Source organism: Streptomyces sp. NPDC041205, assembly GCF_055591765.1.
Genome location: NZ_JBVIZH010000003.1, coordinates 1,324,153 through 1,346,962, shown reverse-complemented (window position 1 = coordinate 1,346,962; position 22,810 = coordinate 1,324,153). Strand labels below are relative to the sequence as shown.

At 74.1% G+C, this 22,810-nt stretch carries 5 protein-coding genes; 1 reads left to right on the top strand and 4 read right to left on the bottom strand.

All coding sequences use genetic code 11. The annotated features are described in order from the left end of the window. Positions 1-204 precede the first annotated feature (204 nt). Complete coding sequence (locus ACZ6BG_RS19795) at positions 205-774, bottom strand: hypothetical protein (RefSeq protein WP_469003047.1); 570 nt, start codon at positions 772-774, stop codon at positions 205-207. On the opposite strand from ACZ6BG_RS19795, the gene ACZ6BG_RS19790 reads away from it, so the two are divergent. Then, entirely contained in the window at positions 698-976 is a 279-nt protein-coding gene (locus ACZ6BG_RS19790) for a DUF1330 domain-containing protein (protein WP_469002855.1), read from the top strand. The genes ACZ6BG_RS19795 and ACZ6BG_RS19790 overlap by 77 nt on opposite strands. A gap of 309 nt (positions 977-1,285) precedes the next feature. Here the strand turns inward: ACZ6BG_RS19790 and ACZ6BG_RS19785 are convergent, their stop codons facing one another. From ACZ6BG_RS19785 to ACZ6BG_RS19775, 3 genes are all read right to left on the bottom strand, one after another. Beyond that, positions 1,286-1,792, bottom strand: a complete 507-nt coding sequence (locus ACZ6BG_RS19785) for a GNAT family N-acetyltransferase (protein ID WP_468461461.1) — start codon at positions 1,790-1,792, stop codon at positions 1,286-1,288. Between the two features lie 42 nt (positions 1,793-1,834). Continuing rightward, positions 1,835-2,038 (bottom strand): MbtH family protein, encoded by a 204-nt coding sequence (locus ACZ6BG_RS19780; RefSeq protein WP_468461459.1) that lies wholly within the window; start codon positions 2,036-2,038, stop codon positions 1,835-1,837. Positions 2,039-2,171: 133 nt separating this feature from the next. Next, positions 2,172-22,802, bottom strand: a complete 20,631-nt coding sequence (locus ACZ6BG_RS19775; protein ID WP_469002852.1) for a non-ribosomal peptide synthase/polyketide synthase — start codon at positions 22,800-22,802, stop codon at positions 2,172-2,174. Positions 22,803-22,810: the final 8 nt, after the last annotated feature.

The following is a 22,810-nucleotide window of genomic DNA, read 5'->3' as shown; positions in this document are numbered from 1 at the left end:
CGTACACATCACGTCCGCGTACACATCACGTCCGCGTACACATCACGTCCGCGTACACATCACGTCCGCGTACACATCACGTCCGCGTACACATCACGTCCGCGTACACATCAGGTCTGCGTACACGGAGGCGAGTTCGGTGACATTCATGATCTTGTCCATTGTTCTCGAGAGGAACGTCAGGACGGTGAGGGCACGGCCCGTTCAGGCGATCACGCGGCGCTTGCGGGCCAGCGCGAGCATGCCCAGCAGGCACAGCACGGCCACGACTGCGGCGAACAGCTGTACCGCAGTGAGCAGGCCGGTCCCTGTGGCCAGGAAGCCGACTCCGATGACGGGGACGCCGACACCGAGGTAGATGACGACGTAGAAGCCGGAGAGAACGACGGCGCGCCGGTCCTTGGACGCGACACGGTTGATCTCGGTGATTCCTCCGAGGAAGGCCAGCCCCTGACCGACGCCCCCGATGACAGTGGCGACCAGCAGCAGCGCGAGCGAGGCGATGCCGCCGACCACGACGAGCAGGACCAGCCCGGCGGCAAGCAGGACCAGCCCGGCGGCAAGCAGGACCAGGCCGGTGACCTGGATGCCGAGCGCCTGGCGGCCCGAGACGGCGATCCGGGCGATGACGGAGCAGGCCAGCATGAGGGCGACGGCTCCGCCGACCAGGGCCAGGTTGTCACTGCCGAACAGCTTAGTGACACAGGCCGACACGAGGACGAGAAACAGCCCGACCACGGAGAAGGCCAGAAAGCTGGCCGCTCCGGCCGTCAAAGCCGGGGACGGCCGGGTCCCCGTCCGTGGCGGTCGGGTCGTGGCGCCTGACGCCACAATCGCCGAACGCACCGTCCTAATCGAGTCCGACAGCTTCGAGCAAGCCGTCACGGCACACGAAAGTACGGCCTACCAGGAAACGCTGCTCGCCCTCTCCGACGCCATCGAGCGCGACTTCCACATCGCCGAAGACATCAACTAACCGAGATCCAGCATGACGCCGACCAAGCCTGCTGCCCGCGGTCGCGGCCTGGTACGGCATCACGGCCCGCGAAGTGGCCGTACTGCGCCAGGCCTCGGAGGGCCTGCCAGCGAAGCAGATCGCCCGCTGTCTCGGCGTGGCCCCCACACGGTCAACGACCACTTCAAGGCGCTCTACCGCAAGGTCGGTGTCTCGGCCCGGGAGGAGCTCCTGGCCGCTCTCGCGCACTGAGGGCCTTCCGGACGGGCCGCACTCGTCCTTTGACGCCGACGAACGCGTGCGGCCCAGAGCGCCCCGCGAGGAGCGCTGTCAGGTGGCTGTGGAGATCACGAGCATCTTCGTCACCGACCCGTCGTCGCCGACCACGTCCCGTACGTGGTGGAAGCCCAGGCGTTCGGCCATCGCCAGGCTGGCGGCGTTCTCGGCGCCCACCATGCCGTAGACCTCCTTGAGGCCCAGGTTGTCGGAGGCGTGCCGCAGCAGGACGCGGATGACCTCGCTCCCCAGGCCCTTGCCCCAGTACTCGGGGGCCAGGGCGGTGATGAGTTCATGGCCGTCGACATTGCCGGTCTTCTTGGCCTCCGCGTGCCCGATGTACCTCCCCTCGTGCCACAGGCCCCACACGTCGAACAGGCCCTTCGGGTAGATGTCGGTGAGGATCATGCGGAACGCCTTGCGCAGGTCGTCCTCGGGCACCTCGTCCTGACCCATCCAACGGCGCACCTCCTCGTCGCGCAGGAGGGTGACGAAGGCTTCCTCGTCCTGTGACCGGTACGGCCTGAACTCCAGCCGTTCGCTGTGCAGTGTCGGCGTCATCGGCGAACTCCTCGAACAGAGCTTGGAAACAGAGTGACGGCGTCAGGACCCTGCGTTCTCCATCCGCTCGCGCAGGCTGCGCGGGCGCATGTCGGTCCAGACCTCGTCCACGTAGGCGGAGCACTCGGCCTCCGAGCCTTCCTTTCCCACGGGGTGCCAGCCGGCGGGTACGTCGACGTCGACCGGCCAGAGCGAGTACTGGTCCTCATCGTTGCGCAGCACCTGGTAGCGGGTGTTCTCGTCCATGTCAGGGTCTCCGTGGTCGGTGGGGCGGTCGCGGTCCTCCGGTCGGACCGCGTCGTCCGCGGTGGGGGCCGCGGAACGGGTTCGGGGCGAGGGCCGCGGGCCGGTGGTCCGCGGATGCCGGGGCGGCGCGGACTCATCGGCGGTCCCGTGCGGGGGAGGCAGCGCTGCCCCGGGCGTGCGCGGCGATGTACCGCAGGCCGGTGGCGAACTCGTCGGCCACGCGGCGTACGGTCTCCGTGTCGTGCAGGCCGGGGCGGTGGTGCCAGGTGAAGGCGAGGCGGCCGTTCTGCACGGCTCCCACCACCTCCAGGGGGTGCGATCCGCTGTCCCGGGGGTCGTGGTCCTGGCCGAACGAGCCGTGCTCGGTGCGCACAAGCCCTGCCTCGGACGCGGTCGGGCGGGCGTCCCACTGGCCGAGGTAGTTGAACACCACCTGCCCGTGCGCCACCGAGCCCAGCCGTTCGCGGACCTCGGGCGGGCCGAACGTGCGCAGTGCGCCGAAGCCGAGCCCGTTGCCGGGAACGGCGCGCAGTTGGCGGCGTACGGACTTCACGAGGCCCCGCCAGTCGCGGGCCGGGCCGAGGTCGTCCGGCTCTGGCACCGTCAGGGCGACCGGGTGGACGGTGGTGAACCAGCCGACCGTGCGGGACAGGTCGATGTCGTCGAACACGTCCTCGCGGCCGTGTCCTTCCAGGTCGAGGCGGACCCGGTCACCGCCGGTCCAGCGGGCGAGGGCCAGGGCGAGTGCGGCCAGCAGGACGTCGTTGACGCGGGTGCGGTACGCGGTCGGGGCGGACCGCAGCAGGGCCGTGGTGTCCTCCTCGCCGAGCTCGACCGAGAGGGTGCGGGTCTCCCCCGCGTCGGGTTCCGGCCGGTCGGCGGGTGGCAGCGGCTCGGCCGTCACCGCCTCCTGCCAGTACGGCAGTTCGTGGTCGAGGCCGCCCTCGGCGACATGGGCGGCGAGGCGCCGGGACCAGTCCCGGAAGGAGGTGGTGCGCTCTCCCAGCGCGATCGGCTGCCCCTGGACGGCCTGGTGATAGGCGGCCTCCAGGTCGTCGGAGAGGATCCGCCAGGACACGGCGTCCACGACCAGGTGGTGGGCGACCAGGAGGAGGTGGACAGGGCGGTCGGCGCCGCCGGTGAACAGGGCCGCCCGCAGCAGCGGTCCGTGGCCTAGGTCGAAGCCGGTGTGCAGGTCGTCGGCGGCCTTCTCCATGGCCGCGTCGGCCTCCTTTGCCGACAGACCCGTGAGGTCGTGCCGGTCGAGGAGGCGCTCGGCCTCGTCGCCGTCGAACGGGGGCCGGTTGAACTGGCGCCATCCGTCGGCGTCGTGGGTGAAGCGCATGCGCAGGGCGTCGTGGTGCTCTAGCAGGGCGCCCAGGGCCGCGCACAGCGCCGTCCGGTCGGGCGCCGCATGCAGTTCCAGGAGCGCCGACTGGTTGAAGTGGTGGTGACCCGCGCGCGGAGTGGTCAGGAACCACTCCTGGATGGAGGTGAGCGGCACGTCGCCGGTGACAGGGCCGTCGCCGGGGCGCTGGGGCGCGGTGCGTACGACGGTGGCGAGCTCGGCCACGGTCTGGTGGGTGAACAGGTCGCGGGTGGCCAGGTGCAGGCCCTCGCGACGCAGCCGCGACACCACCTGCATGCTCAGGATCGAGTCGCCGCCGAGGTGGAAGAAGTTGTCGTGCGCGCCGATGCCGTCGACGCCGAGGACGTCGCCCCAGATCCGCGCGACATGGCGTTCGGTGTCGGTGCGCGGCGGAGTGTGCGACGCCGTGCCGGTGTGGGCGGGTCCGGGTTCGGGCAGGGCGCGCCGGTCCGTCTTGCCGTTCGGAGTGAGCGGCAGGCGCTCCAGCGGCACGAACACCGACGGGACCATGTGCGCCGGGAGCAGTCCGGCGAGGTGGTCGCGCAGTTCACCGACCGGCAGGTTCTCGGGATCTCCGGTGGCGGGGACGACGTACGCGACGAGGCGGCCGTGCTCTACGGCGCCCTCCCGGGAGTCGGAAGCTTCCTCGTCCGCCTCCCCCACGGTGTCGTCCCGGTGTGGTGCCGTGCGGACGACGACCGCCGCGTCCCGCACCTGCGGGGCACCGCGCAGCGCGCTCTCGATCTCGCCGGGCTCGATGCGGAAGCCGCGCAGTTTGACCTGGTCGTCGGCCCTTCCTACGAACCGCAGTTGGCCGTCGGCGGCCCACACGACCAGGTCGCCGGTGCGGTACATCCGCTCCCCCGGCCCGCCGAACGGGTCGGCGAGGAACCGCTGGGCGGTCAGACCCGGCTGGTTCAGATAGCCGCGGGCGAGGCCGGGGCCCGCCACGTACAGCTCCCCGGTCACTCCGGACGGGACGGGGCGCAGGGCCGCGTCCAGGACGTAGAGGCGCGTGGCGCCGGCCGGGCCGCCGATCGGCGGGGCGGCGGCGCCGGGGCTCAGCGGGCCCGTCCAGGTGGCGACCACCGTGGCTTCCGTCGGCCCGTACGAGTTGATCATCCGGCGTCCGGGGGCCCACTCAGCCACGAGGTCGGGCGGGCAGGCCTCGGCTCCGACGATCAGGGTGCGCAGGTGCGGCAGGGATCCCGCGGTGTGGGGCGGGACGGTGGCCAGGGCCGCGGGCGGGATGAGGGTGTGGCTGACGCGCTGCTCGGCGAGGGCGTCAGCGAGGCGGTCGCCGACAAGCGGACCTTCCTCGCCCGTCACCAGCGTCGCCCCGCTGAGGAGCGAGGAGCACAGTTCGAGGACGGAGGCGTCGAAGCTGGGTGAGGCGAACTGCAGGACGCGGTCGCCGGGGCCGACGGCGTACTGCGCGGCGGCGGCCGCGGCGAAGCCCGCGAGGCCGTGGTGCGGGACGACGACGCCCTTGGGTGTGCCGGTGGAGCCGGATGTATAGATGACGTAAGCCGGGTGGGCGGGCGTCAGGGCGGCCGTGCGGTCGGCATCCGTGGGCGCGGTGTCGGGGCCCTCCTGAACCCACACGTCCGCCGGGTCGCCAAGGACCAGCGTCGCGCCCGCGTCGCGGACCATGAACTCACGCCGTGGTTCCGGGTAGTTGGGGTCGACGGGCAGGAAGGCGCCACCCGCCTTGGCGACGGCGAGCTGAGCGATCACGCTTTCGCGGGCGCGCGGCAGGGCGAGGGCGACGATCCGCTCGGGTCCGACGCCCTGGCCAATGAGGCGGTGGGCGAGACGGTTGGCGGCGCGGTCCACCTCGGCGTACGTCCACTGCCGACCGCCCTCGTCGAGGGCCACCGCGTCGGGCGTGCGTGCCGTCTGCCGCTCGAACAGCTCCGGCAGGGTCACCGCCGGGACGGATCCGGCCGCGCCCCGGCCCTGGTCGAGCAGGGACTTCAATTCCGCCTCCGCAGCCAGCGGCAGGGTGCCGAGCGGGCGGTGCGGGTCGTCCGCGACGGCTGTCAGGAGGGTGGCGAGTTGGTCGGCCATCCGCCGGGCGGTGCCCGTGTCGAACAGGTCGGTGTTGTACGTGAGTACGCCGTGCAGGCCTCCGGAGTCCGTCTCGGCGAACTCCAGGGTGAGGTCGAACGCCGCGTGCCGGAGTTCCGACTCGACGTCTTCGACATGCAGTCCTGGCAGGTCCAGGTCGGCGGCCGGGGTGTTCTGGAGGACGACCATGACCTGGAACAGCGGGGTACGGCTGGTGTCGCGGGCCGGCCGCACCTCGTCGACGACCTGCTCGAACGGCACGTCCTGGTGGGCGAAGGCGTCGAGGACCGTCTGCCGGACACCGTCGAGGAAGGCCGGGAAGGCCTGGCCGGGGTCGACGTGGGAGCGCAGGACCAGGGTGTTGACGAAGAACCCGATGAGGTTCTGGATCTCGGCGCGGTCGCGGCCCGACGTGACGGTGCCGACGGCGATGTCGCGGCCGCCCGACACCTTGGCGAGGAATGTCTGCGTGGCGGCGACGAGCGTCGTGAACAGGGTGGCGCCCCGCTCCCTGCCGACCTGGGTGAGGCGCCGGGCCGTGTCGGACGGCAGGACCAGGCGGGCACTCGCGCCGTTGCGGGTGCGTACGGCCGGGCGTGGCCGGTCCGTGGGCAGGTCCAGGGGTTCGGTGTCGGCCAGGTGCTCCTTCCAGTACGCGAGCTGCGCTTCGGCGCCGGGCGCGGTGCGCTGCCAGTGGGTGTAGTCGGCGTACTGCACCGGCAGCGGCGGCAACTCGCCTGCGCCCTCGTCCAGTTCGGCCCGGTAGAGGTGGGCGAGGTCGCCGGTGAGTACGGCTGTGGACCAGCCGTCGGTGACGATGTGGTGCAGGGTCAGGGTCAGGACGTGCTCGTCGTCCGCGAGTCGCACGAGGCCGGCGCGCAGCAGCGGGCCGCGCCGCAGGTCGAACGGGCGGGCCCGCTCGGCCGTCAGCAGGTCTTCGAGGCGGGCGGCGCGCTCCTCCCCGGGCAGCCCCGTCAGGTCCTGAAGCGGCAGTGGCACCACGCCTGGCGGGTGCACGACCTGCACACCGCGGCCGTCCACCGCGTCGAAGGTGGTGCGCAGCGACTCGTGCCGGGCCACCAGGGCGCGCAGGGCCGCGGCGAGGGCGCGGACGTCGAGTTGTCCGTGCAGGCGCAGCGCGAGGGCGGTGACGTATTCGGCGCCGCCGGGTGCGAACTCCTCCAGGAACCACATGCGTTGCTGTGCGTACGACATCGGCGCCGTCGCGTCGCGTTCCACCGGGACGACGCCGGGGCGCGCCCCGCCGAGTGCCCGGTGGTCGCCGAGCAGCGCGGCGAGCGCGGCCGGCGTCGGGTGGGCGAACACCTCGCGCGGCGACACCTCGGTCCCTAGCTCCTCGGCGAGACGGGAGGCGAGGCGGATGCTGAGGATCGAGTCGCCGCCGAGGCGGAAGAAGTCGTCCTCCATGCCGGGGAGATCGATGCCCAGAACTTCCGCGAAGACCTCCGAGGTGCGGCGTTCGGCCTCGGTGCGGGGTTCGGTCCGCGTGCCGGACTCCACCTGGGTGTCCGGGGCCGGGAGCGCCGCCCGGTCCACCTTGCCGTTGGCGCTGAGCGGGAGCGCCGTCAGGGGCACGAACGCGGACGGGACGAGGTAGTCGGGCAGCGCCTGGGCGGCGTACTCCCGCAGCGCGGCCAGATCCTCGCAGGCGGGGCCGACGACGTAGGCGACGAGGCGCCGGGTGCCCGGCCGGTCCTCGCGGGCCACCACGGCCACGTCCCCGACCCCCGGGTGGCCGGCGAGGGCGGCCTCCACCTCGCCGGGCTCGACCCGGAATCCACGGATCTTCACCTGGTCGTCGGCGCGGCCCAGGAACTCGACCGTGCCGTCGGGTTGCCGCCGGGCCAGGTCGCCGGTGCGGTACATCCGGGTGCCGGGCGGCCCGTAGGGGTCGGCGAGGAAGCGGGCCGCGGTCTCGCCCGGGCGGCCCAGGTAGCCGCGCGCCAGGCCCTCGCCCGCCACGAACAACTCGCCTGCGCAGCCCGGCGGTACGGGGCGCAGGCGGGCGTCGAGCACGTGGACGCGCATGTCGTCCAGCGGGCGGCCGACGGGCACGGTGTCGGGGACGCCGTTCGCGTCCGCCAGGGCGTGGGAGGTGGCGAAGGTCGTGGTTTCGGTCGGGCCGTAGCCGTCCACCACGGTCAGTCCGGGGCAGGCGGCGAGGACGCGGCGCACGGCGGCGGCGGGGACGACGTCACCGCCGGTCCACACCTGGCGCAGCCCCGCGAAGCAGTCGGGGGCGTCCTGGGCGAGGAGCCGGAAGACACCGGCTGTCAGCCACAGCGCGGTGAGTCCGCGACGGCCACCGCCACCGACATCAGCACCGGCGTCGGGGCGGGCCAGGCTGCGCAGCAGTGCCGCGTCCACCGTCTCGCCCGCGGCCACGACGACGCAGCCGCCGGTCAGCAGCGGCCCCCACACCTCGAAGGTGGCGGCGTCGAAAGCGACCGGTGAGTGCAGCAGGACGCGGTCGCAGACGCCGTCGGCGAAGCGGCCGTCGGTGGCGAGCGACGCCACGTCGCGGTGGCGTACGGCGACGGCCTTCGGCTCGCCGGTCGAGCCGGACGTGAACATCACGTAGGCGAGACGGTCGGGATCCGCCGCCGGGGCCGTCAACGTCTCGCCGGGCGCGGTGTACGCGGCGGTGACGTCGGCGGCGGTGAGTCGTGCCGAGACGCCTGCCCGGTCGAGGAGGGTGCGGCGGCGTTCGTCAGGGGCCCGGGTGTCGACGGGCACGTAGGCGCCGCCCGCCTTCAGGACCGCGAGCTGCGCCACCACGAGTTCGGCGGAGCGGTCCATCAGGAGCGCCACACGGTCCTCGGGTTGCAGGCCGTCGGCGAGCAGCCGGGAGGCCACACGGTCCGACCAGGCGTCGAGTTGGCAGTACGTCAGCTCATGCTGGTCGTCGTGCAGGGCGGCCGCGTCCGGGGTACGGCGGGCCTGTTCGGCGAACAGGCCCACGGGGCTGCGCGGCGCCACCCGGCGGGCGGTGGTGTTCCACCGGCGCAGCAGGTCACGGTCGGCGGCGGTGAGCAGGTCGAGGTCGTCGACCGTGCCGGAGATCCCGTCGGCGAGCCGGGTGAGGAGCGCGGCGAACCGGGTCGCCACGCGTGCCACGGTGGCGTGGTCGAAGAGAGCCGCGTCGTAGGCCAGGTCGAAGCCGAGCCGGTCGCTCACGTGGGCGCGCAGGCACAGCGGGAACGTCGTGGCGTCGTCGGCGCGCACCTCCGCCACGCCCACCCCCGTCCGGGCGGTGGCCGCCTCGTCGACGGGATAGTTCTCGAACACCACCATGCTGTCGAACAGGGCCTGGCCCGCCGGTACGTCGCTGAGCGCCTGGATGCGGGACAGCGCCATGAAGTCGTGCCGCCGGGCGTCGCTCTGCTCGTCCTGGAGGCCGCGCAGCCAGGACAGCACGCCGTCCCCGGGCAGCCGCACGCGCGTCGGCACGGTGTTGATGAACATGCCCACCATGGACTCCACGCCAGGCAGTTCGGCCGGGCGGCCCGACACGGTCGTGCCGAACACGACGTCGCGGCGGCCGCTGTAGCGGGCGAGCAGCAGGGCCCAGGCGGCCTGCACCACGGTGTTGACGGTCAGCCCGGCGTGAGCGGCCGTCTCCCGCAGCCGCCGTGACACGGCCACGTCCAGTTCGTGGTGGACGGCGTCGCCGGAGCGGGCGCGGTGGGCCTCGGCGGGGGCGCGGTCGTACGGCAGCGGCGTCGCGGCCGGGAAATCGGCGAGCGCGTCGGTCCAGAACTGTTCGGCCGCGCCCTCGTCCTGCGCGCGCAGCCACCGTACGAAGTCCGCGAACGGCCGCCGCAACGGCGGTGCCGCGTCCGTGCCTCCGGTCAACGCGGCGTAGCGCTCGCACACCTCGGTGAGCAGTTGCCCGGTGCTCCACCCGTCCAGGATCAGGTGGTGCGAGGACCACAGCAGCAGGACCTCGTCGCCGGGGAGGGCGGCGAGCGTGATCCGGGTGAGCGGCGCGGCGGTCAGCTCCATGCCCGCTTCACGGTCTTCGGCGAGCAGCCGCTCGGTGGCCGACTCGCGCTGCTCGGGCGTCAGGTCGCGCCAGTCGAGGTGGGTGACGGGCAGGTCCGCGTGGTGGTGCACCACCTGTACCGGGTGCGGCAGTTGCCGCCAGTGGACGCTCGTGCGCAGCGCCGGGGTGCGGTCGGCCACCTGCTGCCAGGCGTGCGCGAACGCCCGCGGGTCGGCCACCCCGGTCAGCCGTACCGCGGTCCGGTCGAAGTACGCGCCCGCGTCGTCGACGAGGCCGTGGAAGAGCATCCCGGCCTGCAGGGGTGTCAGGGGCAGCACGTCCGCCGCGTGCCGGCCGTCACCCACCAGCCGGTCCAGCTGCTCCTGGGTCAGGTCGGCGAGCGGGAAGTCGGACGGGGTGCGGCCGCCGACGCCCGGCCGGGCGCAGTGGTCCACGATGTCGCGCAGCGCCGCGCAGGTCTCCTCGGCGAGGCGGCGGACCGTGGACTCGTCGTACACGGCGGTCGGGTAGGTCAGACCGAGTTCGAGCCGGCCGTCCTGGACGACGCCGGTGAGGTCCAGGAGGTAGGGGCGGGGTTCGTCGGGGTCGGTGTCGCGCCCGGCCGACGGGAGCGAGGCGCCGCACAGACCGGTGCCGGTGCGTGCGCCTGTGCCGCTGCCAGTGCCCGTGTCCCACTGGCCGTGGTAGTTGAACCCGACCTGCGGCGACGGGGCGTCGGCGAGCGGGCTGTCCGGGAGCAGTCGGCGCAGGGCGCCGTGGCTGAGCCCGTGGTGCGGGACGGCGCGCAGCTGTTCCTTGACGGAGCGCAGGGTGTCGCGCCACCCGGCGTCCGGGTCGACGGTCAGGGCGAGCGGGTACTCGGCGGTGAACCAGCCGATGGTCCGCGACAGATCGACGTCGCCGACGGCGTCCGCATGGCCGTCAGGGCCGTCAGGGCCACCGGCGCCGTCGAAGAGGTCTTCGCGGCCGTGCCCCTCTACGCCGATGAGCACCGTGTCGTGGGCGCACCAGCGGCCCAGCGTGCGGGCGAAGGCGCTGAGCAGCACGTCGTTGACCTGGGTGCGGTAGACGTCGGGGACCTGGCGCAGCAGCGCCTCGGTGTCCTCGGGGGCCAGCGTGACGACGACGGTGGCCGCGGTGCCGTGGGTGTTGGGTCCGGTGCGGCCCGCGGGCAGGGTGGCGGGCGTGGCGGTGTCGGTCCAGTACGCCAGGTCGGCGTCCAGGCCGCCGGAGCGGGTGTGCCGGTCGAGCAGGGCGGCCCACTGGCTGTAGGCGGTCCCCACCGGGGGCAGGGCGACGGTCCGGCCCGCCGTGGCGGCACGGTGGGCGCTCTCCAGGTCGGTGAGCAGGATGCGCCAGGACACGCCGTCCATCACCAAGTGGTGCACGGTGATCAGGAGTTGGGCGGGCAGGGCCGGGCCGCGGTCGAAGACCAGGACGCGGACGACCCGGCCCTCGGTGGGATCGAGGGAGGCCTGGGCGGCGTCCGCCGTCCGCTGCGCCTCGCGCTCCACACGTGAGTCGTCGAGACCGGTCACGTCATGGCGCGTGACCAGTCCGTCGGGCGGTTCCGGCAGGACTTCCTGGCGCCAGCCGTCGCCCGTGCGGCGGAATCGGGTGCGCAGGGCGGCGTGCTGGCGTACGACGGTGTCCGCGGCCTCCGCCAGGGCGGACAGGTCGGTGCCCGGAGCCAGTTCGAGGCGCTGGGTCATCGTGAAGCGCAGCGGGTCACCGGGGCGGCGGCCGTCGAGGTACCAGCGCTGGATGGGCGTGAGCGGCGCCTCGGTCGGCGCGACGCCACCCGTCGCCGCGGGCCGGGGCGCGGCCTCCCTCGCGCACAGGGCGAGTTCGGCGACCGTGCGGTGGCGGAAGACGTCCTTGGTGGTGAGGGCGAGTCCTGCCTGCCGGGCGCGGGAGACGATCTGGATGCTGAGGATCGAGTCGCCGCCGAGCGTGAAGAAGTCGTCGCGCGCGCCCACCCGTTCGACGCCCAGGACCTCCGCCCAGATGGCGGCGAGCCGCTCCTCGGCGCCGGTCCGGGGTGCCACGTACGGCGTGGAGCTGTCCGGTTGTGCGGGCGGGGCGGGCAGCGCGCGCCGGTCGGTCTTGCCGCTGCTGGTCCGCGGGATCCGCGCCAGCGGCACGAAGGCCGCGGGCACCATGTGGTCGGGCAGGGTCCGCCGCAGCCGTATGCGCAGATCGTCGGCCGACGGGGGGTGTTCGCTCGCGGGCACCAGATGGGCCACGAGCATGTCGCGGCCCGCGTGTTGACGGACCGTCACCACGGCCTCGGCGACGGCCGGGTCGGCGAGGAGCGCGGCCTCCACCTCGCCGGGCTCGACCCGGAAGCCGCGGATCTTCACCTGCTCGTCGGCCCGGCCCAGGAATTCGAGGAGGCCCTGGGCGTCCCAGCGGGCGCGGTCCCCGGTGCGGTACATCCGCTCCCCCGGCCCGCCGAACGGGTCGGCCAGGAAGCGGGCGGCGGTCAGGCCGGGCCGGTTCAGATAGCCGCGGGCCACCTGGGCGCCCGCCAGGTACAACTCGCCCGGCACACCGGGCGGCACCGGCCGCAGCGCGCCGTCCAGGACGTAGGCGCGCAGGCCGCGTCCCGGGCGGCCGATGACCGGGCGTCCGGGCTGTTCGCCGCAGCGGCCGTACACGGCGTCGACGGTGCACTCGGTGGGGCCGTACATGTTGTACGCGGTGACGCCGAGGTCCGCCGCCGCGCACAGCTCGCGCCAGGCGTCCGTGCCGACGGCCTCGCCGCCCACCAGGAGCACGCGCGGGTGGTGACGGCCGGGGGCGAGGAGCCCCGCGGCGGTGAGCTCCCGCAGGAAGGACGGGGTGACGTTCACCACGTCCAGTTCACTGTCCGCGACTTGGGCACAGAACGCCTCCGGGTCCAGGCGTACGTCCTCGTCGACGAGGTGCACCTCCTGGCCGAGGGCGAGCAGCAGCGGGCCCTCCCACGAGGTGTCGAAGGAGAAGGAAGCGCTGAGCGCGGCCTTCAGGCGCCGTCCGTCGGCGGTGTGCGGGGCGACGAGCCCTTCGCGGTGGTCGTGGCAGAGGTTGATCAGGTGCCGGTGTTCCACGACGACGCCCTTGGGCCGCCCTGTGGAGCCGGAGGTGTAGATGATGTAGGCGCCGTGGTCGGGGCGCAGCGGCGCCCGGCGGTCGGCGTCGGTCGGGTCGTGCGCGGGCAGTCGGTCCCACGGCACCTCGCGCAGCGTCTCGGCCGTCAGGAGCGTGCGCGGGGCCGCGTCCGCGAGGAGGAACGTCACGCGCTCCTCGGGCAGGCCGGGGTCGACGCAGAGCAGGGTGCCGCCCGCCTTCAGGACGGCGAACACGGTCACGAACAGGTCCGTGGTGCGGGGCAGCCGGACCGCGACGACGTCCTCGGGGCCGACGCCGAGGGTGATGAGGTGGTGGGCGAGGCGGTTGGCCCGGTCGTTGAGGGCCGCGTAGTCGAGCGTGGTGTCGCGGGCCGTCAGGGCGGTGGTGTGCGGGGTGCGTGCCGCCTGCGCCTCGAACAGGGCCGGGAAGGCGCTGTCCGCCGCCGGCAGCCGGTCGCCCTGCCACTCCCGGACGACCTGACGGCGCTCGGCGGCCGTCATCAGCGGCAGCGCGCCGGCCTTCTCGTCCGGGTCGTCCGCGGCGGCTTCGAGGAGCGACGTCAAGTGGGCGGCGAGGCGTTCCGCGGTACCGGCGTCGAACAGGCCGGTGTTGTACTCCAGGTGACCGGTGACGCCGCCGCCGTGTTCCACGAAGTCGAAGGCGAGGTCGAAGGTGGCGTTGCGCACCGGCGGTGTCACGGGCTCGACGTCGAGGCCGGGCAGGCGGGGCGCCTCGCCGCCCAGGTTGTGCAGGGCCACCATGACCTGGAACAGCGGCGTACGGCTGGTGTCCCGCTCCGGCTCCAGAGCGTCCACCAAGCGCTCGAAGGGCACCTCCTGGTGGGCGAACGCGTCCAGGACGGTGGTGCGCGCCTCGGTGAGCAGCTCACGGAACGACGCGCCGGGGCGGACCCGACCGCGCAGCACGAGCGTGTTGACGAACATGCCGACCAAGTTCTCGAGTTCGCGGCGCTCCCGACCCGCGGTCACGGTGCCGACCGCGACGTCCTCCTGGTCGGCCCAGCGGGCCAGCAGGATCTGGCAGGCCGTGAGCAGCGTCATGTAGAGGGTGGCGTCGGCGCTTCGGGCCATGGCACGGAGCCGCTCGGTGAGCTCGGCGGGCAGCTGGAAGGTCACCAGGGCGCCGTCGCGGGTGCGCACTGCGGGGCGCGGCCGGTCGGTGGGCAGTTCCAGCGGTTCGAGGTCGGCCAGTGTCTCGCGCCAGTGGGCGAGTTGCTCGTCGGCGACGTCGGTGCGGGCGCGCTGCCAGGCGGCGTAGTCGGTGTACCGCACAGGCAGTGCGGGCAGCTCGGGGGCGCGCCCTTCCAGGGCCGCCGCGTACAGCTCGCTCAGGTCTCGGCCGAGGACGGCGCCGGACCAGCCGTCGGTGACGATGTGGTGGACGGCGAGGACCAGGACGTGCTCGTCGTCGGCCAGGCGGGCGAGGCGGGCGCGCAGCAACGGGCCGGTGGACAGGTCGAAGGGCGTCTCGGCGGCGCGGTCGAGGACGGCGTCCAGCCGTGCGTCCCGGTCGGCGCCCGACAGGACGTCGAGGGGCAGCTCGACCGCGTACGGCGGATGGACGACCTGCCGGGCCCGGCCGTCCTCCTCGGCGAAGGTGGTGCGCAGCGACTCGTGCCGGGCCACCAGGCCATCGAGGGCCGCGCGCAGGGCGGCCTCGTCGAGGGAGCCGCGCAGGCGCAGCACGGACAGCGTCGTGTACTCGGTGCTGCCCGGCGCGAAGCGGTCGAGGAACCACAGGCGCTGCTGGGCGTACGACAGCGGAGGCGGAGTGCCGGCGTCCGCGGCCGGAATGACGTCGGTTCCGGTGCCCCCGTCGGCCACCGGCTCACCGAGGGCGGCCGCAAGCGCGGACAGGGTGGGGCGGGTGAAGAGCAGCCGCGGTGAGACGTCCTGGCCGAAGGCCGTGCGCAGCCGGGAGGTGACGCGCACGGCGAGGATGGAGTCGCCGCCGAGCGCGAAGAAGTCGTCGTCGGCGCCCACGGCGTCGGTGTCGAGCACGTCCGCCCAGGCGGCGGCGACCGCGCGTTCCGCGGGGGTGCGCGGCGGGGTGCGGTCGGTGCCGGTGGCGAAGCCGTCCGCGCCGGGGGCGGGCAGCGCGCGCCGGTCGAGCTTGCCGTTGACGGTGAGCGGCAGGACCGCCAGCGGTACGTAGGCGGCGGGCACCATGTGGGCGGGAAGCAGGCGCTCGAGGTGGGCGCGCAGGTCGGCGGCGGACGGCGCGACGGCCGGCGCAGGGCAGCCGGGTTCACCGCCCGGAGCACGGCCGTCCAGACCAGTGCCACCCGCAGCACGGCCCGGACCACTGCCGTCCGGACCGCTGCCGTGTGAACCACCGCCGCGCGAACCGGCGTCCCGGCCACTGCCGTGCGCATCGCTGCCGCGCGGACCGGCGTTCAGAACAGCGCCGTCAGGACCGGCGCCCGGACCACTGCCGTGCGCGCCGGTCCCGGAAGCACCGCCCTGTTCGGTTCCGGCACCGTTCCCGACCCCGACGACATGGGCGACCAGGCGCCGCGTCCCGGAGGCGTCCTCGTACACTCCGACCGTCGCGGCGCTCACGCCCGGGTGGCGGTGCAGGGCGGCCTCGATCTCGCCGGGCTCGATGCGGTAGCCGCGGATCTTCACCTGCTGGTCGGCGCGGCCCAGGTACTCCAACGTGCCGTCGACCCTGCGGCGGGCCCGGTCACCGGTGCGGTACATGCGGCTGCCGGACGGACCGGACGGGTCGGCCACGAAGCGGGTCGCCGTCAGCCCCGGCCGTCCCAGGTAGCCGCGGGCAAGCCCCTCCCCCGCCACGTACATCTCACCGATCGCGCCGGGCGGCACCAGCGCGAGGTCGCCGTCGAGCACATGGACCCGCAAGTCGGGGATGCCCGTGCCGATGGGGCTCGCGGCGCCCGTGCGCGCCGTCCCCCGGTCCAGGGGCTCGTAGGTGACGTGCACGGTGGTCTCGGTGATGCCGTACATGTTGACCAGGCGCGGGGCGGTGTCGGGGTGGCGCGCGTACCAGTCGGCGAGCCGGTCGACGTCCAGGGCCTCGCCGCCGAAGATCACCGTGCGCAGCGCCAACCGCGCAGACAGGCCGGGGTGTTCGGCGTCGGCGCGGGCGAGCGGGTAGAAGGCGGACGGTGTCTGGTTGAGGACGGTGACCTGCTCGTCGACGAGCAGGCGCAGGAAGTCCTCCGGGGAGCGGACGGTGTCGTCGGGGACGACGACGAGCCGGCCGCCGTGCAGCAGCGGCCCCCACAGCTCCCACACGGAGAAATCGAAGGCGTAGGAGTGGAACAGGGTCCACACGTCGTGCTCGTCGAAGCCGAACCACTGCCGGGTGCGGGTGAACAGGCGTACGACGTTGGCGTGCGGGACGACCACGCCCTTGGGCCGGCCGGTGGAGCCCGAGGTGTAGATGGCGTAGGCGGGACTCTCCGGCAGCGGACGGCGGACCGGCTCCGGAAGGGCGGCGGGGCGCCCGGCGAGGTCGGCGCGCACGGTCGGGTCGTCGAGGAGCAGCACGGGCACACCGGTCCCTTCGGCCCGCACGCCGGCGCCCGTGGTCGTCACCAGCGTCACGGGTGCCGCGTCGCCGAGGAGGTGGGCGACGCGTTCGGCGGGGAGCCGGGGGTCGACGGGCAGGTAGGCGGCGCCCGACTTCAGGACGGCGAGGACCGCCACGACCAGGTCGGTGGAGCGGGGCAGGGCGAGGGCGACATAGTGCTCGGGTCCGGCGCCGGCCTCGGCGAGGCGGTGCGCGAGACGGCCCGCCTCCGCGTCGAGCGTGGCGTAGTCGAGGCGGGCGTCGCCGCAGGTGACGGCGGTGGCATCCGGCGTGCGGGCGGCCTGCGCCTCGAAGAGGTCCACCAATGTCTCCGTGGGGCGCGCGTGTTCGCCGCCGTCGCCCCCGACGAGGGCCTCCCGCTCCTCGGCGGTCGTCCAGGAAAGGGCCCGCAACGGACGGTCGGGGTCCGCGGCGATCTCGGTGAGCAGCAGGCACAGCCGGTCGGCGAGCGCCCGTACCGTACCGATGTCGAACAGGCCGGGGTCGTAAGCGAGGTCGAAGCCGACGCGGTCACCCTGATGGGCGCGGAGGACGAGCGGGTAGTTGGTGGCGTCGCGCGAGGTGACGTCCGCCAGGCGCACGCCGGACGCAGCCGTGCGGGCCTCGTCGAAGGGGTAGTTCTCGAAGGCGACGATGCTGTGGAACAGCGGGGTGCCGGACGGCACGTCGCTCAGCGAGGTCAGCTCGGCCAGGGAGACGGCGGCATGGCGGCGCGAATCGGCCTGGCTTTCCTGCAGTTCGCGCAGCCACGCGCTCGCGGTGGCCCCGCTGTCGACGCGGACGCGGGTGGGCACGGTGTTGATGAACATGCCCACCATGGACTCGACGCCCGGCAGGTCGTCGGGGCGGCCGGACACCGTGGTGCCGAACACCACGTCCTGCTCGGCGCCGTAGCGGGACAGCAGCAGCGCCCAGGCGCCCTGGACCACGGTGTTGACGGTGAGTCCGGACTGCCGGGCGGTGCGGGCGAGCGTCGCGGAGTCCGTGGTGGACAGGCCGCCCTTGTGGACGCCCGCGGAGCGCGCCTGGTGGGCCTCGCCCAGGGGGCGGTCGACGGGCAGCGGGGTCGGCGTGGCGAATCCGTCGAGGGCCGCGCTCCAGTGGGCGCGCCCGGCGTCGGTGTCCTGCTCGGCCAACCACCGCACATAGTCGGCGAAGGGGCGGCGTGCCACCGGCCGCGGGGTGCTTCCCGCGGCGCGGGCCGCGTACTCGTCGCACACCTCGGAGAGCACCTGGGCGAGGCTCCAGCCGTCCAGGGTCAGGTGGTGGGAGGTCCACAGCAGGCGAAGGCGCGCGTCGGGCAGGCGGATCAGGGCGAGGCGCGTCAGCGGGGCGGCGGCGAGGTCGATGCCGCGCGCGAGGTCGTCGGTGCGGAACCGGTGGAGGCGTGCGGACCGCTCGTCGTCGTCGAGCTCACGCCAGTCCAGGTGGGTGACGGGCACGCGTACGTCGCGGTGCACGACCTGGAGCGGCAGGGGTACGTCCTCCCAGACCACCGAGGTCCGCAGCGCGGGCGTCCGGTCGGTCACGCGCTGCCAGGCCGCGGCGAAGGCGTCGGGGTCGCCGACGCCCTCCAGGAGCAGGTCGGCCTGGTCGACGTACACGTCGTCGGGGCCGCCGACCAGGCGGTGGAAGAGCATGCCTTCCTGAAGCGGCGTCAGCGGCAGCAGGTCCTCCACGCCGCGCCCGTCACCGGCCAGGCGGTCCACGCCCGCCTGGTCCAGGCGGGCAAGGGGGAAGTCGGAGGGGGTGCGGCCGCCCGCGTCGGGCCGCGCGCAGTGCTCGGTGATCGCGCCGAGCGCCCGGACCATGCCGTCGGCCAGGCTCCGGACGGTGTCCGCGTCGTGCGTCCGCTCGCTGTAGTGCCAGATGATCTCCAGTTCGCCGTCGGCGACCACGGCCGAGACGTCCAGGAGGTGGTCCAGGGGTTCGTCGGACGCCGTGTCGCGGCCGGGCACGTCGGCGGCAGGTGCGAACTCACTCCCGCCGGAGGTGTCCCACTGGCCGTGGTAGTTGAAGCACACCTGAGGCAGGGGCAGTTCGCGCAGCGCCCGCGCGGAGGGGTCGGGTGAACCGAGGCGGGCCAGTGCCTCGTGGCTCAGGCCGCGCCGGGGCACGGCGCGCAGGCGCTCCTTGACGGCCTTGAGGGTCGCGCCCCAGTCGGGTGCGGCGGCCGGTCCCGCGGGGATGAGGGTGACGGGGTACTGGGTGGTGAACCAGCCCACCGTGCGGGACACGTCGACTGTGTCGTCCTCCCGGCCGTGCCCCTCAAGGGCCACGGTCACCCGCTCGGCACCCGTCCAGTCGGCGAGCACGCGCCCGAGGGCGCTGAGCAGCACGTCGTTGACCTGGGTGCGGTAGACGCCGGGCACCCGGCGCAGGAGTGCCTCGGTGGTGGCGCGGTCCACGCGGGTGCGGACGGTGCGCACGGATCCGGCGAGCGGCGTGTCGGTCCGGTCGACGGGCAGCGGGGTACGGGGTTCGGCGGCCTCCGCCGTCCAGTACGGCAGGTCGTCGTCGAAGTCTCCCGCGCGCACCCGGTCCGACAGGTGGGCAGACCAGTCGGTGAACTCGGCGGTGGCGGGCTCCAGTTGGATGGCTTCACCGGCGGCCGCCTGCCGGTAGGCCTGTTCGAGGTCGGGCAGGAGGATGCGCCAGGAGACGCTGTCGACAGCCAGGTGATGGGCGGTCAGGAAGAGCTGAGGGCGCTCGCCGGACGAGGGCAGCAGCAGGGCGGCGCGGAGCAGGGTGCCGGTGGCCGGGTCGAGGGCGGCTCGGGTGGCGTCCGCGGCCGCGGTGCGGGCCGCCGCGGGATCGGGGGCGGCAGAGAGGTCGTGGCGGGTGAGCAGGCCGGCGGCCGGGACGGCGCCGGGGTGCTGTTCCCAGATGTCGCCGTTCCGGGCGAACCGGGTGCGCAGCGCCGGGTGGTGCGCGGCGAGCGCGGTCAGTGCCCGCTCCAGGGCCCGCTCGTCGAGGTCGCGCGGCAGGTCGAGGAGCATCGACATGCTGAAGTGCCGCAGCGCGCCGTGCGTGGCGAAGAACCACTCCTGTACGGGGGTCAGCGGGGCGGGTCCGTCGGTGCGCGCCGGCCGGGGCGAGGGCCCGGCGGCGGTCCTGCGGGACGCGGCGGCCGTCAGGTCGGCGACGGTCTGGTGGCGGAAGACGTCCTGCGAGGTCAGCTGGAGTCCGGTCGCGCGGGCACGCGAGACGGCCTGGATGCTGAGGATGGAGTCGCCGCCCAGCTCGAAGAAGTTGTCCGTGACGCCGACTTGGGCGATGCCGAGGACGTCGGCCCAGATGTCGGCGAGCGTCTGCTCGTCCGCGGTGCGCGGGGCGACGAACTCCCGCTCGCGTGGGGCGGCGTCGAGGTCGGGGGCCGGCAGGGCTCGGCGGTCGAGCTTGCCGCTGGTGGTCAGGGGCAGCGCGTCGAGCAGGGTGAAGGACGACGGCACCATGTGGTCGGGCAGGACCAGGCGGCAGGCGGCCCGCAGCTGGGACGCCTGGGGCCGGACGGCGTCCCCGGTGGGCACGAGGTAGGCGGCGAGGCGCAGCTGGCCGTGGGTGTCGGACACCGCGACGACCGCGGTGCCGGTGATCTCCGGCAGGTCGAGCAGCGCCGCCTCGATTTCGCCCGGCTCGATGCGGTGGCCGCGCACCTTCACCTGGTCGTCGGCACGCCCGAGGTAGTCCAGGCGCCCGTCGGCGGTCCAGCGGGCCAGGTCCCCCGTGCGGTACATGCGGGTGCCGGGCGCGCCGTAGGGGTCGGCGAGGAAGCGCGCGGCGGTCAGGCCGGGCCGTCCCGCGTAGCCGCGGGCCAGTTGCCCGCCTGCGAGGTACAGCTCACCGCCGACACCGGGCGGCACGGGCCGCAGGCCCGCGTCGAGCACGTAGGCGCGCACGTTGGGCAGCGGCCGGCCCACCAGTGGCCGGTCGTCGCCCGAGATGCGGCAGGCCAGGGCGTCGACTGTGCACTCGGTGGGGCCGTAGAAGTTGTACGCGGCCACGTCCCGGTGTGCGGCCAGCTCGCGCCACAGGCCGGGGCCGATGGCCTCGCCGCCGAGCATCAGCACCCGGGGGCGGTGCCGCGGGTCGGTGAGCAGCCCGGCGGGCAGCAGCTGGCGCAGGTAGGAGGGCGTCAGGTCGAGAAAGTCGACGCGGTGTTCGACGACGTACTCGACGAGGGCGGCGGCGTCGAGCCGGGTCGTCTCGTCGACCAGGTGCAGCGGGTGGCCGTCGGCCATCAGCAGCACGCCCTCCAGCGAGGTATCGAAGGAGAACGACGCGGTCAGCGCCACGCGCAGCGGCCCGCCGCCCGCGTCGGCGACGAATCCCTCGCGGTGGCCCGCAAGGAGGTTCGCCGCGGAGCGGTGGGACACGGCGACGCCCTTGGGGCGGCCGGTGGAGCCGGAGGTGTAGATGACGTAGGCGGTGGTGTCGGGGTCGGGCGGGGTGAGGCGGGCGGAGCCCACGGGCTCCGACTCCCGGACGGCGCCCGACGACTCCCGCTGCCCGGCCAGGCCCACCGGACCCGGCTTCCCGACCTTGTGCGTGGCGCCCGGTATCCCGACCGCGCCCGTGGGCTCCTGCCCCCGGGCGGGGGCCACGGCGACCGGATCCCCGGACTCGACCGTCGGCTCGGGCTCCCGCGCCGGGTCCGACGAGTTCGGCTTCCCGCCCCCCTCCGCGGCATGCGGCCCCCCGTCCCCGGGAGCGGCCAGCCCCCGCAGCATCTCCGCGTCGAGGACGAGGGCCGGTCGCGCGTCGTCGAGCAGGAACCGTACGCGCTCCTCGGGCAGCGCGAGGTCGAGCGGCAGATAGCCGGCGCCGGACTTCCACACGGCGAGGATCGCCACGACCATGTCGGCGGTGCGGGGCAGGCGCAGCGCGACGAGCCGTTCGGGGCCCGCGCCCCGGGCGACGAGGTGGTGGGCGAGGCGGGTGGCGCGGGCGTCGAGTGTCGCGTAGTCGAGGCGCTCGCCCCCAGCCACCAGGGCGGTGGCGTGCGGGGTGCGCGCGGCCTGGCGTGCGAACAATTCGGGGCAGGTAGTGGTGGGGACGGGGCGTGCGGTCGCGTTCCAGTCGTCCGTGACGCGCCGTGCCTCGTCCGGGGAGAGCAGGGGCAGCGCGTCCAGCGGCCGATCCGGTTCCTTGGTGGCACCGTCCAGGAGCCACAGCAACTGGTCCGCCATCCGCTCGGCGGTGGCCGTGTCGAACAGGTCGGTGCGGTATTCGAGCAGTCCGGTGAGCTGTTCGCCGTCCGGTACGAACTCCACGCTCAGGTCGAACGCGGCTGCCTGGCGGGGCACGGTCACCGGGGCGACGGACAGGCCGTGCAGGGCGGGCGCCGTGGGCGGGTCCGGGTGCAGCAGGACCATGGCGTCGAACAGCGGGTTGCGGCCGGGCTCACGGGGCGCGCCGACGGCCTCCACCAGACGCTCGAAGGGTGTGTCGCCGTGCGCGAAGGCTTCGTTGACGGTGTCGGCCGCGGCCGTGAGCAGGTCGCGGAAGGAGCCGCCGGACGCCACGAGGGTGCGCAGGACGACGGTGTGGGCGAAGAAGCCGACGGCGCGTTCCAGGTCGGTGCGGGGGCGTCCCGGTGTCAGGGAGCCCACGATGATGTCGTCCTGCCCGGACCAGCGGGCGAGCAGCGCCTGGCAACCGGCGACCAGGGAAGTGAAGAGGGTGGCGTGCTGCTCGGTCGCGAGGGTACGCAGCTTGGTCGTGATGTCGGCGGGCACGGTGAACTGGTGGATCGCGCCCGCCCCGGGCTCCTGCCCGCCGCGCGGCCGGTCCAGCGGCAGCGCGGGCGCGACGGAGCCGGTCAACTGCTTCTTCCAGTAAGCGATTTGACGTTCGAGGCGCGCCCCGGACAGCTGTTCGCGCTGCCACACCGCGAAGTCCGGGTACTGCGCCGCCACCGGCGGCAGGTCCGGCTCCGCTCCCCTGGCGAAGGCGTCGTACGCGATGCACAGCTCTTCCAGGAGTACGCCCATCGACCAGCCGTCGGTGATGATGTGATGGGCCGTCAGCATGAGGACGTGCGAGGTGTCCGACTCCCGCAGCAGGAGTGCGCGCAGCAGGGCGTCGGCGTCGAGGTCGAAGGGGCGGTCGTACTCCGTGAGGAGCGCGGCGTCCAGCACGGCGCTGTCAACGGCGCCCGATGCGGTGGGGGCGTGCCCGTCCGGCGCGGTGAGGTCCCTAACCGGCAGCGGCACCGGGCCCGCCGGGCGCACGGTCTGGGCCGGCTGCCCGTCGCTCTCCTCGAACACGGTGCGCAGCGCCTCGTGCCGGGCCACCAGGGTGTCGAGGGCGCGGGAGAGGGCGGCGCGGTCCAGCCGGCCGGTGAGCCGCAGGGCGACCGCGCTGTTGTAACCGGCGTCGCCGGGGCTCAGCCGGTCCAGGAACCACAGCCGCTGCTGCGCGAAGGACAGCGGCAGGGGCCGGGAGCGGTCGGCGCGCGGGATGCCCCGCCGGGCGCCCGTGTCCGGCGCCCCGGCCCGTGCCGCCGCGCCCGCTCCCCCGGCGCGCCCCGCAAGACGGCGGCGCAGCGCCTCCTGAAGGTCCTGGGGCAGGGCCTCGGCGCGGTCTCGCTTCGAAGACGTCATGGTTGTGG